The sequence below is a fragment of the Candidatus Pantoea deserta genome, from assembly GCF_003813865.1.
GTDB lineage: Bacteria > Pseudomonadota > Gammaproteobacteria > Enterobacterales > Enterobacteriaceae > Pantoea > Pantoea deserta.
In genome coordinates, this window is the sequence record NZ_RMVG01000014.1 from 22,360 (window position 1) to 39,041 (window position 16,682).

16 protein-coding genes and 1 pseudogene are annotated in these 16,682 nt (G+C 55.0%); 9 read left to right on the forward strand and 8 right to left on the reverse strand.

Translation table 11 applies throughout. The features are described 5' to 3' along the window. Nucleotides 1–514: 514 nt before the first annotated feature. From BBB56_RS16485 to BBB56_RS23650, 4 genes are all read left to right on the forward strand, one after another. Entirely contained in the window at nt 515–778 is a 264-nt protein-coding gene (locus BBB56_RS16485) for an XRE family transcriptional regulator (protein WP_123802026.1), read from the forward strand. Between the two features lie 47 nt (nt 779–825). Further along, nucleotides 826–2,121 (forward strand): dTDP-4-dehydrorhamnose 3,5-epimerase family protein, encoded by a 1,296-nt coding sequence (locus BBB56_RS16490; protein ID WP_123802027.1) that lies wholly within the window; start codon nt 826–828, stop codon nt 2,119–2,121. Then, the gene (locus BBB56_RS16495; RefSeq protein WP_233593050.1) at nt 2,118–3,344 is read left to right on the forward strand and encodes an MFS transporter; all 1,227 of its coding nucleotides are present in this window, start codon (nt 2,118–2,120) and stop codon (nt 3,342–3,344) included. The genes BBB56_RS16490 and BBB56_RS16495 overlap by 4 nt, the downstream gene beginning before the upstream one ends. A 711-nt stretch (nt 3,345–4,055) precedes the next feature. Continuing rightward, nucleotides 4,056–4,193: a hypothetical protein gene (locus tag BBB56_RS23650; protein WP_199756252.1), complete on the forward strand. Its 138-nt coding sequence runs from the start codon at nt 4,056–4,058 to the stop codon at nt 4,191–4,193. Between the two features lie 174 nt (nt 4,194–4,367). Here the strand turns inward: BBB56_RS23650 and BBB56_RS16500 are convergent, their stop codons facing one another. Beyond that, entirely contained in the window at nt 4,368–4,679 is a 312-nt protein-coding gene (locus BBB56_RS16500) for a hypothetical protein (protein ID WP_123802028.1), read from the reverse strand. A 202-nt stretch (nt 4,680–4,881) separates the two neighbouring features. On the opposite strand from BBB56_RS16500, the gene BBB56_RS23515 reads away from it, so the two are divergent. Continuing rightward, the gene (locus tag BBB56_RS23515; RefSeq protein ID WP_158673942.1) at nt 4,882–5,055 is read left to right on the forward strand and encodes a hypothetical protein; all 174 of its coding nucleotides are present in this window, start codon (nt 4,882–4,884) and stop codon (nt 5,053–5,055) included. 53 nt (nt 5,056–5,108) lie between these two features. On the opposite strand, the gene BBB56_RS16505 is transcribed toward BBB56_RS23515, so the two are convergent. The 3 genes from BBB56_RS16505 to gabT all read right to left on the reverse strand — a co-directional run bounded on the left by BBB56_RS16505 (nt 5,109) and on the right by gabT (nt 9,023). Then, on the reverse strand, nt 5,109–5,882 hold the full coding sequence (locus BBB56_RS16505; protein WP_123802029.1) for a COG4705 family protein: 774 nt from the start codon (nt 5,880–5,882) through the stop codon (nt 5,109–5,111). Between the two features lie 356 nt (nt 5,883–6,238). Beyond that, nucleotides 6,239–7,654, reverse strand: coding sequence for a GABA permease (gene gabP, locus BBB56_RS16510; protein ID WP_123802030.1), 1,416 nt, complete (start codon nt 7,652–7,654; stop codon nt 6,239–6,241). 82 nt (nt 7,655–7,736) lie between these two features. After that, nucleotides 7,737–9,023, reverse strand: a complete 1,287-nt coding sequence (gabT, locus tag BBB56_RS16515) for a 4-aminobutyrate--2-oxoglutarate transaminase (RefSeq protein ID WP_123802124.1) — start codon at nt 9,021–9,023, stop codon at nt 7,737–7,739. Nucleotides 9,024–9,134: 111 nt separating this feature from the next. Here gabT and pdxR point away from each other — a divergent pair, with 111 nt between their 5' ends. Then, a complete protein-coding gene (gene pdxR, locus BBB56_RS16520) occupies nt 9,135–10,622 on the forward strand; it encodes a MocR-like pyridoxine biosynthesis transcription factor PdxR (protein WP_123802031.1) in 1,488 nt (495 codons plus the stop codon). 71 nt (nt 10,623–10,693) lie between these two features. Here pdxR and BBB56_RS16525 read toward each other — a convergent pair whose 3' ends face one another. Then, complete coding sequence (locus BBB56_RS16525; RefSeq protein WP_123802032.1) at nt 10,694–11,305, reverse strand: TetR/AcrR family transcriptional regulator; 612 nt, start codon at nt 11,303–11,305, stop codon at nt 10,694–10,696. Nucleotides 11,306–11,444: 139 nt separating this feature from the next. On the opposite strand from BBB56_RS16525, the gene BBB56_RS16530 reads away from it, so the two are divergent. Then, nucleotides 11,445–11,846 carry a RidA family protein gene (locus tag BBB56_RS16530; protein WP_123802033.1) on the forward strand — a complete coding sequence of 134 codons (402 nt, stop codon included), beginning with the start codon at nt 11,445–11,447 and terminating at the stop codon, nt 11,844–11,846. Nucleotides 11,847–12,053: 207 nt separating this feature from the next. Here the strand turns inward: BBB56_RS16530 and BBB56_RS16535 are convergent, their stop codons facing one another. Then, nucleotides 12,054–12,944 (reverse strand): oxidoreductase, encoded by an 891-nt coding sequence (locus BBB56_RS16535; RefSeq protein ID WP_123802034.1) that lies wholly within the window; start codon nt 12,942–12,944, stop codon nt 12,054–12,056. 284 nt (nt 12,945–13,228) lie between these two features. Continuing rightward, nucleotides 13,229–13,358: pseudogene (locus tag BBB56_RS23790) on the reverse strand (helix-turn-helix domain-containing protein); the annotation flags it as partial. A 421-nt stretch (nt 13,359–13,779) separates the two neighbouring features. Here BBB56_RS23790 and BBB56_RS16545 point away from each other — a divergent pair. Both BBB56_RS16545 and BBB56_RS16550 read left to right on the forward strand, forming a co-directional pair. Beyond that, nucleotides 13,780–15,099 (forward strand): MFS transporter, encoded by a 1,320-nt coding sequence (locus BBB56_RS16545; protein ID WP_123802036.1) that lies wholly within the window; start codon nt 13,780–13,782, stop codon nt 15,097–15,099. 179 nt (nt 15,100–15,278) lie between these two features. Then, nucleotides 15,279–15,977, forward strand: a complete 699-nt coding sequence (locus tag BBB56_RS16550) for an RluA family pseudouridine synthase (RefSeq protein ID WP_123802037.1) — start codon at nt 15,279–15,281, stop codon at nt 15,975–15,977. Nucleotides 15,978–15,985: 8 nt separating this feature from the next. Here BBB56_RS16550 and BBB56_RS16555 read toward each other — a convergent pair whose 3' ends face one another. Next, complete coding sequence (locus BBB56_RS16555) at nt 15,986–16,525, reverse strand: DUF2058 domain-containing protein (protein ID WP_123802038.1); 540 nt, start codon at nt 16,523–16,525, stop codon at nt 15,986–15,988. Nucleotides 16,526–16,682 lie beyond the last annotated feature (157 nt).

Consider the following 16,682-nt stretch of genomic DNA (forward strand, 5'->3'; position numbering starts at 1 on the left):
GCATGACGCGTTGCTTTCAGCGGGAGCAGAGAGATGAGCGCCCATCCGCGCCAGCCCTGCCATATGGCTGGCGCGGAACATACGCTACCAGCATTGCCTGACTCAGTGCGCTACCGCTGAGGCAGAGTGACTGCCCCCACAAAACCGATTAGGCTGCCTGTCGGTGGCTATCCCGCTGCGCTTTTACAGTGCCCGCGCTGGGCAAAGCGCATTGTCAGCCAGACCGCGCCTGAATGCGTAAACACCCTTTCAGCACAGCGATAAGTCTCAGGACTGCCGGCGCTTTACAGGAGATCGGCAGCCGCGCTTTTGCCACAGGCTATCGCACCAGGTCACTGAGTCTGTAGAAAGTTTAAAATACTTAATTAAATTTGTTCGTTACGGGGATGATAAATCTTCTTGACAGTTAAGTTTCGCTAATGATAAATGTAAATTGAAACGTCAACAAACGGCCTTTCACTCACAAGTTCGTTCTAATTTTCATAATACCTTCAACTGAAAGTAGGGAGTTTTTATGAGCAAAATTAACGAAGTTGCACGTCTGTACAAATCTCCTAAGCCTGCTAATGAAAATAATGTGGAGGGTAACGCCTTCACAGAAATGGTATTACAAACTAAATCTGCCGCTACGGCCGCTTTTGATAAGCTTGCTTATCTGGCAGGCATCAAAAATGCGCCAGCGGATGATAAATATTCGCAGCTAAATACCAGTAGTCTCAGCGAGCTGATGAAAAGCGCAAAAAGCGCCGGATATGACATCGAAGTGGTCAATCTCTGACGATATAAGGCAGCCTTTGCGGCTGCCTTTTTTATGAGGCCATATTTATGAGCGATGTAATCGAGCAGCTGAATAAAGAAATCACTATTGACGGGCTGCGCTGGGTATCGCGCTGGAGAGTCAATAACGGAAAATCAGATTCATACGTTGTACCTTTTGTTACCACCCATCCGGTTAATATCGTCTACCACGGCGAGCATGAATTTAAATATGGGCAGTACGGTATTCACCTGGGCCAACAGGACACGCTCACTTTTCTTGGCAACGAAGAGCAGGTTATCCTCGCTAAATTTATTGACTGCCGCGCCAGCTCACCGACGTTCCGAAAATACCTTGAGTTTGAAATAACGCCGTCGTCGGCCAAAACCTTGATCATTCCTCCTGGCGTGGCGCACACGTTCCATAATCTGGAAAATATTTTCACCCTTAACTCTTATACGCTTTTTCTGCCAGATATTGATACCTTATCACGGGCCGATCTTAACTGGTCTCCGGGCAATGACGTCATTAATATCCCGGAAGATATTTCACCCGACGATGTACCGGGTTATCGCCCTATGACGGAGGAGGCTGCGGATATTGTTTATCATCGCATTGGAGAATTTCAGCATGACAATCTGAAAAAACATAAATTCCAGCACTCAGAAACCAGAGAGTTCACGCTGGAAGACGGCAGTAAGGTCAACCTGAGGATCAGGGAAAAACTGGCAGACGAAGAGGCGCTGGCGCTGCCTGAATCCGCTATCACGGGCGTTGCGTTTCGGGAAATTCCCTCAGTCAAAACGGGCAAGCACAGCTGCATTGTTCCGCTGACCAGAAAGTCGCCGATGTATATTGTCGAGCATGGCAACGAGCATTACGACTTTGATTCTTACGGCTTACACCTGGGTCAGGAAGATCACCTGACTTTTCTGGGAAAAACCGATCACAGCATAACGCTAAAGCTGGTTGATATGCGGGAAGGCTCTGATACGCAGTTTATCGAAGAAGAGATCACCTTTACCCCTTATCCCAATGTCGAATTGATCATTCCCTGCGGTGTCGCGCACGCGTTGATAAACATGGCTGGGGTGATTACGGTTAACAGACCGGTTATTTATCTTAGCGATGAGAAAGAATACATACCCGGTCATGACGTTATAGACTGGCCCATAAAGAACCGGAACTATCTGAGCTACCGGATAAACAGCAGGGAAGCCGATACCGATTACTATGCTTTTCTGGTGGCAAGGCAGCAGGAGCTGGTCAGAGAGACCCCGACGCATAATACGCCTAAATCCGTGGTTGTATTTGATGAGCGTTCGGGTAAACATGTTAAAGTCCTGCTAAAAGAAAAGGTTTGAAATCAGCGATGAGCGCCCTGTTTTTTTTTATGCTGTTCTGCGTGATGACGGCGGACGGACTGATGGTTTTTCTTACGCCGGTACTGGTTTACCAGCTCACCGGCAGCATTGAATATTCAGGTCTTTCCTATGCGCTGTGGTGGTTGCCAAGGATACTGATTATTCCTTTTACAGGAAAATACATTGACCGGCTTGGCGTCCGACCGATATCTGTTTCTTCAGACTTAATAAAATCAGCAGGGTGCCTTTTTCTCGCTTTCGGCAGTTTTTCATCCGGTTTAAGCGTGGCCGTCGCCTTTGGCATCGTCGGCAGTATCATTTCTATCGGCAACTCTCAGACCGTCATTTCGTTTGAAAAGCTCGTTTCGACACTCAGCAGAACCAAAGAGCATCACGCCAATCTGATATCGCGCATGGATTTTTTTGGTATGGTGGCAGGGCCGCTGATTGGTATAGCGTTGATTGATTATGGCTACCGGTTGCTGCTGGTTGTTCCCTGTATCTTATATGCGGCTAATGCGCTGTTCTTTATCCTTAAGAAAAAAGAGCTACGCGATACCCGGCTTTCAACATCAGATGCGCCAGCAAGCAGTTCGCATACAGAGGGCGGCTTTAAACAGAATTTTAAAATTATTTTTCTGTCGCCGGTGCTGTTGTTGTGTATCTCTCTTGCCGCCGGAAATAATATGTTTGATGGGCTGGTTGAATCGAGCGGCACGGCGCTGATTGACCGGGTTATGGGGCTGCACATCAAGTATTTTGGCCTGATCGATGTGGCCGCAGGCGTCTGCGGCGTGGCGGGTACCTATCTGTACGGCTCGCTAAATGCGCTGATGTCCCGTAAAACCATGCTATTTTTTGCCGTTATCACCATCACGGTAAGTTCACTACTTATGCTGGCTTATCCTTCACTGTTTCCGGTTTTCGTTGGAGGCTATGCGCTCTCCATTACAGGCAAGGTTTTTACCGGGAATATATGCAGGATGATCCGTATTGAAACAATTAACCCATCAAACTTTGCTGGCGCATCCTCACTCATCGTATTATTCAATCAGTCGGTGCTGCCTGTTATTGGGATGATTATCTATTTCTCAGGGGATTCCACCAGGCCTGTTTATTTTTTCATGCTGGTGTCAGTGATTATTTCATTTACGGCGGGAATGATATTGTGTCGACAAAGCCTGTCTGAGGCTAAAAGGCCTGAAACATCCGGAGTGATTTAGTTGCTGTGCAGATAAGCAATGCTTATATTTTAATGCCCAGCGGCCCGGTTTTCTGCGTGGAGCGGCGTGCTCAACAGTGTCAAAACCATAATGCTTCAGAGCAAGATTTTTGCCACATCCATTTCCGTTACAGAGCGGATCTCCAGCGTGAGGCTTCACGGAGGCAGGGAACGGTCTGCGACTCTTCTGTCATAACCCATGCGCGTAAGCGCTTCTCAGCCAACGGACACCTGCTGCATCATCAGGCCGTGCGTCTGAAAAGCGCCAGTCAGAGACATTACTTCACGATGAGCGCCTTCCCCGATCCGTTTTAAGCCTGGCTGTCACCGCGTACCCAGCGACAGGCGCGCACTGATTCGTCTGCGCCATCAGGATAAAGTCATCCTTCGCGCCTTTTCTTCAGGCCAGCAGGAGAAGTGGGGCAGCAGTAAGACGCAGTTTATCCCGCTCGTTATCAAGTCATTCCCTTTCGCCAGGCGTGCAGCCTGCCGCTAATAATGCCTAATCAAGCCAGAGCCGTATCAGGCGCAGTTAGCGTGCTGATGCAGAAAGTGCATAACATCCTCAAATAAACTGCGTTGATGATTCGCACCGCGAATAATCAATAAGCCCTGCTTTATGTTTCATTGTGTAATTCAGGCTTGCACTTTACCGGTAACATCGTATTTTGAGAAAGGTGTCGTTAAACACCTGCTCAAAGGAGGGTTATTTATGACTAAGCATCATCTGATTAAATCTGTTGAAATGACTGCAATTGTTGTTGTCGCGCTGGTGATCGCCTGGCTGGCTGTCACCGGCATCCTCTCATCAATGGGCCTTGATCACGCCTGGCCTTATCCAGCTAAATAACTGAGTCTGACACCAGGGAAATCAAGCGGCACTTAAAAATAACCAGAAGAAATTAACGGCTTGACACGCTAAACATGGGGTTAGCGACAACGCGGGAAGGGGGTAAAGGGCGGTAAAGATAACTGACAGCCCCGGCAGCGAAAAGGCCGCCTCACGACAGCGGCCAGTGAATGATTACAAAGGTGAGACTGTCTCAACGTTGTGCTGAAAAACGTAAGGATCCGATAGCAGTTCAAACTGCTCATCGTCCGGATAGGTGACCGCCATCTGGTACTGTTCGCCTGCGAATGCTTTCACTGCCTCCAGATCTCGCCAGTATGTCGCCAGAAAGAAATGCTCCCATTCTCCCTGCGTCTCTCTGCGCACATAAGCGCCCAGACTATCCGACGTCGCCTCTGCATGTTCAACACCGGTTTTCTGTAAATGGCGTGCAAAACCTTCACCATGCCTGGTCGGTACACAGCCGTGCCATGTTCTGACAATCACAGCGCTATCCTCATGTTGTGGAAGAGGTTTAACCATAACACGACTGGGAGGGCGGCGGGGTTTGGAACGAGCCTGTAGGTTGAAAAGCGCCTTTGCATTGTCGTTGCTTGTATTCTGATAAACAGATTGCCTGCAAGCCAGAGGAAGCCAGGCCTGCGGCGGCAGAGCAGAATCAGGGAAGGCGTAAAACCAGTCAACAATAATGGCTTTCTCCGTTGCCTTCTCATCAGAGTATTTAGGCTACGGCGAGTTTTATCAGCCGGCTTTTGTTGCCTCAGAGCATAATCGCTTTGCGTCACTTCAGCCGGAAAAGGGTCTGGCTGCAATCTTTAGTCGCGTGACCGGCTATAAAAAGCCGCCATTGCTGGCGGCCTGAAGGGGGTCTGGATAAAAGCGGCGTCTGTGGATTTGCCGCGTGCAGGGGGGATGTTAACTGGCGGGCGCGGTTTTTATCGCCGGGCGCTGTGGCACTACCCACAGAAAGCCAATAATAATCAGCGCAAGCGTCAGGGAGGCGCTATAGCGGCTCAGCGCAAGTCCACCGGATGCGATGGGTTTATCCAGAAAGTCGCCGACCACGGCGCCCAGCGGACGCGTCAGGATAAACGCGGCCCAGAACAGCGCAGTACGTGACAGCGCGGTAAAGCGGCTGGCGGCCCAGATAAGGGCCAGCGCCCCGACAAACAGCAGAATACCGCCGTCATAGCCGAGTCCTTCGCTGTCTGCGGTCCAGTCACCCAGCGCCGTACCCAGCGTTTGTGAAAACATAATAGTGACCCAGTAAAAGATCTCCGTGACGCCGTTATTTACTGAATTAACGGCGACGGTGCCGCAGGTTACGCGCCAGATAAACAGCGAAAGCACCAGTAACGTACTCAGCAACAGCGTGCCGCCCAGATAGCCTATGCCCAGAGAGCGATCGGCAAAGTCCGCCAGCGTCGTGCCGACGGTTGTGGTGGCAACGACGGTAAACCAGTAGATCCACTTATTAAAACTGTGGCGCTTGATCTGCACCACTACAGCGACCAGAAAGATGATGGAGAAAATCAGTGTACCGGTAAGGTAACCCAGATTCATCGACATAGTGACCGCATCGCCGCCGGTTTCACCCAGCGTAGTTGCAGCGATTTTAGTTAACCAGAAGGCCAGGGTAACGGCAGGGACTTTACTCAGGGAGTGAGACTCTGTGATCTTATTTTGCATTGTAAACGCTCCGGAAAAGCCTGAAACAGGCTCAGGCAACCCTTACGTTATAGGAATATTCTTAATTGAAGCTTAAGCGGCAGGGGCGTGGTGGCGAAATGCAGACCGTTACAGACAGGGCGGCAGGCCGTCATGATCTCTTAGCTCGGCGCCTGTTAAAGGCCCAGTAAGCCTCGCGTTTCCGGCTTAAAACAAAGTGGATAACAACGCTGCGCGGTACAACGGATAATACCTCCTGCGCAGCGGTGTCGCTGTCTGTGAAGAGAGTCACAGGCGTCGGAAAGGCATTTTCCTGCAAACAGGGGCGAAGAGCATGCCGCATAACAACCGGATGCGGCATGTCCGAATGCGCCAGGTCAGGAATTTTCCGAAGAGTGAACGCCATAGAAGCGCGTTTTCTCTCGCTGGCGCGCTTTGCGCGGCATTACCAGACTGGCGACGATAATCACCAGCGTCAGTCCAGCGGTCGCCAGCAGCTCGGTCTGATGTTGCGCATTAAACAACATACAAAGCAGGACGGTAGCGATAAACAGAATAGTTACCCAGGTCAGACCGGGAAAGAGCCACATGCGGTAACTCAGGGTTTCGCCTGCTTTTTCGCGTCTCTGGCGCAAGACCAGATGGGAAACGGCAATCACCAGATACACCAGCAGCGCGATAGCGCCAGAGGTCGCCAGCAGAAACTCGAATACCACGCTGGGCGCCAGATAGTTAGCCACGACCGCGACAAAAGCGGCGGCAGTGGAGAGCAGCACCGCAACCCAGGGCGTGCCGCTGCGGCTGGTGCGAGAGGCCGCCGCTGGCGCATCTTTACGACGCGACAGAGAGTAGAGCATGCGTGAAGAGGTGTAGAGGGCTGAGTTAAGACAGCTGCACACGGCGACCAGCACCACGACATCCACGATCAGTTTGGCATGGGGAATATGCATTGCCTGAAGCACGGTCTGATAGGAACCCTGCTCAACCAGCCCCGGCGAGTTCCACGGCACCAGCGCAACCACGAAGAAGATCGACAGCAGATAGAAAAGCGCGATACGCCAGATAACCGAATTAGTCGCCTTCGTAATTTGCCGGCCAGGGTTCTTCGATTCTGCCGCCGCGATGGTAATAATCTCAGTGCCCATAAAGGAAAACATGGTGGTCAAAATCGCGGCCATCACTTTACCGATGCCGTTTGGCATAAAGCCCTGGGTGTCATAGAGATGCTTTAGTCCGCTGGTGCCGCTGTTGGGCATATAGCCAGACATAGCCACGGCGGCCGCGCATAAAAACGCGACAATGGCGGCGACCTTGAGCAGCGCAAACCAAAATTCAAATTCGCCATAGTTCTTGACGCTGAGCAGATTGGTGGCGGTTAAAATAAGCGTAATGGCAAGCGTGAACTGCCAGATGGCGACCTGCGGAAACCAGGCGTGCAGGATGGTGCCCGCGGCATTCGCTTCCAGCGGAATAACCAGCACCCAAAACCACCAGTAGAGCCAGCCGATAGTGAATCCGGCCCAGCGTCCCAGCGCCTTGTCGGCATAGGTAGAAAAAGAGCCGGAATCAGGCAGAGCGACCGCCATTTCAGCCAGCATTCGCATAATCAACACCACCAGCGCGCCAGCGGCGGCGTAGGCGATAAGTACCGCCGGGCCGGCTTCAGCAATCGCATGGCCGGAGCCGACAAACAGGCCAGCGCCAATCACGCCCGCAATAGACAGCATACGCACATGGCGCGATTTGAGGTTTTGTGCCAGCGCAGTGTTGTTCTCAGTCTGCATACTCGTCATCAGAACATCTCCAGAACAGTCCCCGGACTTTTGTGTCCGGGGCAGGCAGGGGAAGCGGCTCAGCGCAGCGAGCCAGCAAGGATCAGGCCGTAACGGCGTGGTGTTCGGCGTCTGTGGCGTAATCGCTCATGGACGAGGTTAAGATGTCCAGCGCCTGGCGGAACTGCCGGTCAGGGATGGTCAGCGGATAGAGAAAACGAATAACGTTGCCTTTTGCGCCGCAGGTCAGCAACAGCAGTCCGTTTTCCATCGCCTTTTTCTGTATCGCCTGCGCGATGGCAGGATCGGTGAACTCAACGGCGACCATCGATCCTAATGCGCGAATGTCGCTGATGGCGCGGCAACGGGGGCGTAACGCCTGTAGGAAGGCGTCAAGTCTGGCGCCCAGCTCGCCCGCCCGTGCGCAGAGGCCTTCCTCTTCGATCACATCAAGCACGGCGTGCGCCGCCGCAATTGCCAGCGGATTGCCTGCGTAGGTGCCGCCCAGGCCGCCCGGTCCCGGCGCGTCCATGACCTCGGCGCGTCCGGATACGGCGGAGAGCGGCATTCCGCCTGCCAGGCTTTTCGCCATGGTGATCAGATCCACCTGCACCGGGTAGTGCTCCATGGCGAACAGTTTTCCGGTGCGGGCAAAACCGCTTTGCACCTCGTCGGCGATAAGCAAAATGCCATAGCTATCCGCCAGCTCTCGCAGCCTGACCATAAACTCCACCGGAGCCTGGTGGAAACCGCCTTCGCCCTGTACCGGCTCCAGCACAATCGCGGCAACGTCTTGCGGAGCGATGTCCTGCGTAAAAATAGCCTCAAGGCTGGCCAGCGCCGCCTCCGTGCTGACGCCCTGTACCGCGCTGGGATAGCGAGCATGGAACACCGAAGCCGGCATAGGGCCGAAATCGCGTTTATAGGGGGCGACTTTGCCGGTCATGGCCATGGTCAGCAGGGTGCGGCCATGAAAGGCATTGCCAAAGGCGATCACGCCGTGGCGTCGCGTAGCGGCGCGGGCAATTTTCACCGCATTTTCGACCGCTTCCGCGCCAGTGGTAAAGAAGGCGGTTTTAGCCTGACCCGCAACCGGCACCCGCTGGTTAATGCGTTCGGCCAGCGCCACATAACTTTCGTACGGCGTCACCTGAAAAGCGGTATGGGTAAATTTTGTTAACTGACCGGCGACTGCCTGTTCAATGCGCGGATGGCGATGACCCGTGTTCAGTACCGCAATTCCGCCGGCGAAATCGATCCAGCTATTGCCTTCGCCATCCCACAGGGTCGCGTTCTCTGCGCGCGCTACGTACCAGTCGCATAAGGTGCCGGTACCACGAGGCAGAGCCTGTGCTTTACGCTGCTGCATCAGATTATTGTGCTCACTCATCTCACTCACCTCGCCGATAGGTTTCATTTACAATTCCCGACAAACGCTTTTATTTAGGCGTGCGAAGAGATAAGTTGCCAGAGCCAATTCAAGACAGGGGGAGGGAGCCAATTGCAGCTGCTTTATGCCGATCACCTATTAGAAAGATTGCAGGTTTTACAGGATGGTCCGTTGCAGCAACGACTGCTGGCCTGCCTACAGGCGGCGATTATTGAGGGGGTCTTTCCCCGCGGCGGGCGTCTGCCGCCGACGCGCGACATGGCCCGCGAGCTGGGGGTATCTCGCAATACCGTACTGCATGTTTATGAAAGTCTGATGGCGCAAGGCTATGTGACGGCGCGCACCGGCAGTGGAACCTGGGTTGCGGAGACGCTGCCGGAAATCTGTCTGCAAAGTCAGGCCGTGGATCTACTACAGCCGGTGGCTGCGCCGCTACCGGCAACCCTGTCAAAACGCGGGGCGACCCTGATAGGCCATGCCACCGCATCGCCTTACCAGTGGGGCGCCTTTGTGCCCGGCGCGCCCGACGTTACCGAGTTTCCCCATAAGCTTTTTAGCCAGATTCAGGCCAGACTCAATCGCGAACCCGATATTCATCGACTGATTTACAGCAGCGGCGGCGGCTGCCCCGATCTGCGTCATGCGCTTGTGGAGTATCTGCGCGTGGCGCGCTCCGTTAAGGCCGATGCCGATCAGATCCTGATAACCGAAGGCGTGCATCAGGCGGTGGATCTGGTGACCAGCGTGCTGTGCGATCCCGGCGATCTGGTCTGGATGGAAGAGCCGGGCTACTGGGGAACGCGCAATGTGCTGCGCAAGAATGGCCTGAAAATTCGCGCCGTGCCGGTCGATGATGAGGGGATTGTGCCCGCGGCCGGCCCGCCGCCGAGAATGGTTTTTGTGACACCGTCACATCAGTATCCCTTAGGCGCTCACCTGAGTCTGGCGCGACGTCAGGCGCTATTATCGCTGGCGCGGCGTCACCAGAGCTGGATTATCGAAGATGATTATGACAGCGAGTTCCGCTTTTCGGGCAAGCCCTGGCCGTCGTTGCAGGGGCTGGAGGAGGATGCGCCAGTAATCTATATGGGCACGTTCAGCAAGACGCTCTATCCGGCTCTGCGCATTGGCTATATGGTTGTCCCGAAAATGCTGGCCGAACCGCTGCGCATCGCGGCTTCAGAGCTGTATCGCGGCGGTCATCTGCTGATTCAGCGCGCGCTGGCTGAATTTATTCGCCAGGGCCACTACATGGATCATATTCGCCGCATGCGTTTACTGTACGGGCAGCGGCGTCAGTTCCTGTGCAAGCTGATCGAGCGCTATCTGGGTCCCTCCTTTTTACTGCCGGCAAACCATGAAGCAGGCTTACATCTGGTGCTGCGGCTGCCCTCCGGCTGCGACGACGTCGCAATTACCGCCGAGGCGCTGAAGCGCGGCGTCAAGGTGCGGCCGCTTTCGCAATACTATATGCATCAGCAAGAGCGGCGCGGGCTGCTGCTCGGTTACGCCTGTGTGAATGAGCGGCAGTGTCAGGATGCGTTTGGCGTGCTGAAGGGCTGCCTGATGGCGGCGGGCATTGAGCCTGAGGTGGCGTAAAAAAGCCGCTGACGAGGCGTCAGAGGGCGTTTTGCGCCGCCGCGGCTTTTAACCCTGTGAACGACCTCTCTTTATCGCGATGTCGTCGCGTCAGGCGTCAGGCGCAGACCCTGTACCAGCAGGGTAAACGCCTCAATGACTTTCGGCAGCGCCTGCTGCGGATCATCGCTGGCCGCTATCCACTGCGCGGCGTTCAGGGCGGCGCTGTTTAACAGAAAGGCGGTGGCCTCTGGATCAACCGGTTTAATAACGCCGCGCGTCCTCATGTCGATGATGCGTTGACGCGTCGCCTGAAGGCAGCTGTTCTGGCTTGGCCACTGGGCGGGGTTGCCAAGAAAAGCCGGACCATCAAGCAAAACGATGCGCCGTACCTCCTCATTCAGCGCCATCCTGATATAGGCGATGCCCTCAGCCAGCAGCTTTTGCCAGTCATCTTCGACATCCGCGGCCGCCTCCATGGCATGCTGCGCCATCTCGTTATCTATCTGGGTAACAACCGCAGCCAGCAATCCCTTTTTGTCGCCGAAGTTATGGTAGAGCGCGCCGCGCGTCAGATTGACGCTGGCGGTAAGCTCATCCATTGAGGCGGCGGCAAAGCCTTTTTCTGCAAAGGCGTTACGCGCTGCGGCAATCAGCTTCAGACGATTCTCTTCCATGCTTTCTGCGCGGCGTTTAGCGGCCATAACCACTCCTGTTCACATACACGACGTATATATTTTGACATACGGCGCGTATGTGTGATTAATTTTACATACGCAGCGTATATTAAATCAGTTTGCCGGGCTGCGCATCTCGCTTCATATACCGCTAAGAGGAGATACCATGAATCAGCCTGAGCCTGTTTTTCCTGCTGACCGCCACGCTCTCTATGACAAGCATGGCTATTCCGCCGCGATTCGTTCTGGCGATCTGCTGTTTGTTTCTGGACAGGTCGGTAGTCGCGCCGACGGTACGCCGGAACCTGATTTCGCTGCGCAGGTACAGCTGGCCTTTGACAACCTCCAGGCAACGCTGGCCGCCGCCGGATGTACTTTTGACGACCTGCTGGATGTCACCACGTTTCATACCGATCCCGAAGATCAGTTTTCGACCATTATGGCGGTGAAGCAATCGATCTTCCCTCAGCCGCCCTATCCGAACTGGACGGCTGTAGGGGTGAACTGGCTGGCGGGGTACGATTTTGAAATCAAAGTGATTGCCCGGATCCCTGCGCCGCCGCAGTAAACAATGCGGCGCGGCTGTAGCGGGTTAGCATTGTCCTGAGCGCTATCCCGGAGAGACGTCGCGCCTGTTTCAGGCGATGCAGAAGGGAAGCGCCGCTGGCTAGCGCTCTGTTTCTCTCCGCGACCCTGCTGGCTGGAGGCTGTGCCGCATGCGTATAGATCGCCCGGCACAGCCTCTGGCGCAGCACAGCAGGCAAAGTGGAGACTGTTAGCCTGGGCCTTCGCTTCCCGCCGCCAGCAGCGGCACCAGCACATCGCTGATCGGCGTCGCGATGCCGTGCTTACGACCGTAACGCTGTATCACGCCATTGCGAATATCCCACTCCAGCGGGCGATTCGCCTGACGATCGGCAAGAATGGAAGTGCCTAAATCCGCCGGCGCCTGATGAAAAGCGGCGAGGATCTCCTGTGGCACGTTATCGCTCAGCCTTGCGCCTTCGGCCTGCGCAACGCTCAGGCACTCATGCAGATAGGTCAGCGCCAGCGCGCTGACGTCTGCGCGTGAAAACATGCCGGCGCGACGATTCGCCAGCACCATCAGACCGGCCACCGCGTTTTGCAGCAGTTTGCGCCAGGCGACGGAAACAAAATCTGATGACAGCGCCACCTCGCAGCAGGTGCCGCTGAAGGCTTCCATCACCCGTTGCGCCTGCGGCAGATCGGGCAGCGTCAGGCGCGGCCTGCCGCGCAGCCAGACTGAGGCGTCCGGCTCTCGCTGAGCGGGAAACCATACCACCGAAGGCAGCACGGTCGCGCCATTAACCCAGGGGGCCAGCTGGGCCTTTTGCTCGACGCCGTTTTGCAGCGCGCAGACCAGGGTATTTGTGCCGCACAGCCGGGCCAGCCAGTCGGCGCTGTCGGCGACCTGCGTGGTTTTCACCGCGACAAAAACCAGATCGAACGGCTGAGTCACCGAGTCCGGGTTCGTCAACACCGGGCCAGGCACCACGGTTTCGCCGTCATCGTGACGCAGGATTAGCCCGGCATGGGCGGTACGTCCGCACAGCCGCGGCGTGCGGCCTGCCTGATGCAGTGCGGCAGCGATGGTGGTGCCAATCGCGCCCGGACCAAGAAGCGCAATCGTGAAGCAATCCGACATAGTGAGTTCTCCTGACTGAATTAACTCATCACAAAAATGCCAGCGATCGTTAGCGTACAGGCCAGCCTTTTCTTTCGCGTTAAGCGCTCACCGGGAATCAGATAGCCCAGCCCGCGACATGTCGCCGCGCAGCGGGGCGTTTCAGCAGAGATGCAGCAGGGCGGCGAACAGCGTAAGTATCATAAGACGGCCAGGTACAGGGTGATAGTAACCGCGCATGCCCGAATGAAAAGTGAAGCTTCGTCATTGCAGTATGCATCGATGTTCACACTGACTGATAGCTGCGCGGCGCCTGCTGGCGTCAGGCTCAGGGGGCTGCCGCGCTGAAAAAGCCGAACGCCCCAGATCTCCTCCCGATATTTTAGCGGGCGACTGACCGCGCTTTGCGCCAGTAGCGACTTCAAACGCGCGCAGCGTCGCAGCAGGGGGAAAGCACGCATCTGTCGGAGTTTCTGTTAATGAGCTTAAGCTCAACCCCCTGGAACGAGCGCTGCGTAAAAGAGAGGACAGAGAGGCAGGCGTCGCGTCGAGCAAAAAGAAAATGGTTATTGAACAGAAATAACCAGAAACATCCAAAAAAGCCTGGGTTGCACCTGTCGCTCCTGCCAAAAAAGGCGCAGACAACCCTACTTTTCGCCAGGTTTATGTCATTACAAAGAAATATTTGCTGGTAAAACAGGCGTGATCTGACCAGTTTCCGTTAGCGCGGCCTTGTCATTTGTAACTCACTCACATAGGTTAATTTACAAATTCACAACCTATTTAACATGCAGGTTGCACCTGAAGTGAGTCGGGTTACACCTGCTTAATCAACCATCCGGCGGGGGTTCAGATTATGATGCAAAATGACAGCAGCATGGCGGTGTTACGAAAAAATAAAAAAGTGCTAATCGCAAGTCTGACGGGCAGCGCAATTGAATGGTTCGATTATTTTCTCTACGGGACAGCTGCTGCGCTGGTCTTTAATAAACTTTTCTTCCCCATGGTGGATCCGGTTATCGGGCTAATCCTCGCCTATCTCTCTTTTTCGCTGACTTTTTTCATTCGGCCCATTGGCGGCGTTATTTTCGCCCATATAGGCGACCGTATCGGGCGCAAAAAAACGCTGGTGCTGACGCTGTCGCTAATGGGCGGTGCGACGGTGCTTATCGGGCTGTTGCCTACCTATGAGATGATCGGTATCTGGGCGCCCGCGCTCTTGATTTTGATGCGTGTCATTCAGGGGATCGGCATCGGCGGAGAGTGGGGCGGCGCGCTGCTGCTGGCCTATGAATATGCCCCTGAAAAGCGCAAAGGTTTTTTTGGCAGTATTCCGCAGGCCGGCGTGACGATCGGTATGCTAATGGCGACCTTTATCGTCTCGCTGATGACGCTGCTGAGCGATGAGGCATTTCTCTCCTGGGGCTGGCGTATTCCTTTTCTGCTGAGTTCCGTGCTGGTGCTGCTGGGGCTGTGGATCCGCAAAGACATCGATGAAACGCCGGAATTCAAAAAGGTGAAACAGGCGGGACAGGTGGCGAAAGCGCCGCTGCGCGATACCCTGACGCAGCACTGGCGTGAAGTGTTAATCGCTGCGGGCCTGAAGGTGGTGGAAACCGCGCCCTTCTACATTTTCTCTACTTTCGTGGTGAGCTATGCCACCACGACGCTCAGCTATCAAAAGTCTCAGGCGCTGGAAGCGGTCACCCTTGCGGCGCTGGTTGCCACCATTATGATCCCGCTGATGGGATTACTCTCTGACAAAGTAGGCCGTCAGCGTATGTATGCGGTAAGCGTTTTTGCGCTTGGCCTGTTTATCGTGCCCTGGTTTTTGCTGCTCAATACCGGCACGACCTGGGGAATTGTGCTGGCGACGCTGATTGCCTTTGGCATTCTCTGGGCGCCAGTAACCGCCGTGCTCGGCACGCTCTGTTCCGAAATTTTCAGCGCGAATGTGCGCTATACCGGTATCACGCTGGGCTATCAGCTCGGCGCGGCGCTGGCGGGCGGCACGGCGCCGCTTATCGCTACCGGACTGCTGGCTAAATATGACGGCGACTGGACGCCGGTCGCCTGGTATCTGAGCGCGACCGTGGCAATTTCGCTGGCGGCGATTTTCTTCGCCAGCCGGGTAAAACGCGGGGAAGTGATTCAGGCGCAGACGCAGAAACTCTGAACTAACCGGGCGCAGAGCGACTGACGCGCCAGCTCCTGGGGGCGGCTCCAGCCCCAGGAAGCGTTCAGCCGCTCTGGTTTATCTGGGCATACGGCGTCGCCATACCTGCTACACCACCTGCGTCGCCAGCCGGGCCAGAATCCGTTACTATGCGCGCTCCTTCACCTTCTGGTTGCCTGATGTCTACCCTTATCGATACCTTTATTGCCCCGCCGTGCGCCGAACAGATTGAGACGCTCTTTCAGGATGAGCATCTGCTGCTGATCAATAAACCTTCCGGGCTGCTCAGCCTGTCGGGGAAGAACCCGCTAAACCTGGATTCGGTGCACTATCGGCTGGCTGCGCTTTATCCTGGCTGTACCCTGGTTCATCGTCTTGATTTCGGCACCTCCGGAATTATGGTAATCGCGCGCAATAAAGCGATTAACGTCGCGCTTTGCCAACAGTTTAGCCAGCGCAGGGTGCGCAAGGTCTACCATGCGCTGCTGTGCGGGCATCTGGACGAGAGCGAGGGTGTGATAGACGCGGCGATAGCCCGCGATGCGGCGCGATTTCCGCTGATGTCGATTTGCCCTGTGCAGGGCAAGCCTGCCCGTTCCCGCTATCGGGTTATCGAGCGCATTTATCAGGCGGGGGAAGGCGGCGCGCCGCTGCCGTTAACGCGCGTCGAGCTGACGCCGGAGACGGGGCGCACCCACCAGCTGCGCATTCACTGTCAACTGCTGGGCCATCCCATTCTGGGCTGCGACCTCTATGGCGGGCGGGAGCGGCCGGGAACGGCGCAGGCTTCCAGACTGATGCTCCATGCCAGTGAGTTAGGCTTTATTCATCCTGTCAGTGAAGCGGCGATCTATGTCCGTCATGCCAGTCCGTTTTGACCACTCCGTTACCACATCAGATCATCAGGCACTTTAAAATCAGCGTAGGGATCGTCTTCATCCTGCTCTTCCTGACTGAGCGCGCTGTTCAGGACGATACTGCCTGCATCACGCTGAGCAATCTTATCGGCGACGCTTGCCGGAATGATGGCATACTGGCTCTCGCCGTTGTTCTCACCCGCCAGACGCGCAATGGCGAGCCGTCCGTTAATCAGCTGAGCCTGGGTGGCTTTATCCACCTCAATCTTTTTAATCAGATTGTTGTCGGTGAAGTTAAAACTGATCGTGCCTCTGGCAATAGTGATTCTGTTCATTTCAATCAGCTGCTTGATCTGGGCTTTGTACTCTTTCGATAACGCCGCCTGTTTTTGCAGTTCGCTAAGCTGTTTATCACGCTCAAGCTGGGCCTTTTTGTTTTCCTCTACCGCCTGTCTGGCTTCGCGCGCCTGAACGCGCGATTTTTTCGCCGTTCTCTGCACCTTGTCCATTTTTTTGCTGGTAACCAGGCCCGCTTTCAGCATCTGCTCTTGTAACGTAAGTTTTGTCATTGTCGTTTCTGATTGGTAAAAATTTATCTGATTATACCTGTAAAATATGAGGCTGTACCGGCCTGACGCCGGGGTTTTCTGCGGCGCAGGCAATGGCGGCAGGCTCGTTATTACGCCGCCACTGCGCTTGCGGCCTGAACGGCGGGGATGCATGCCT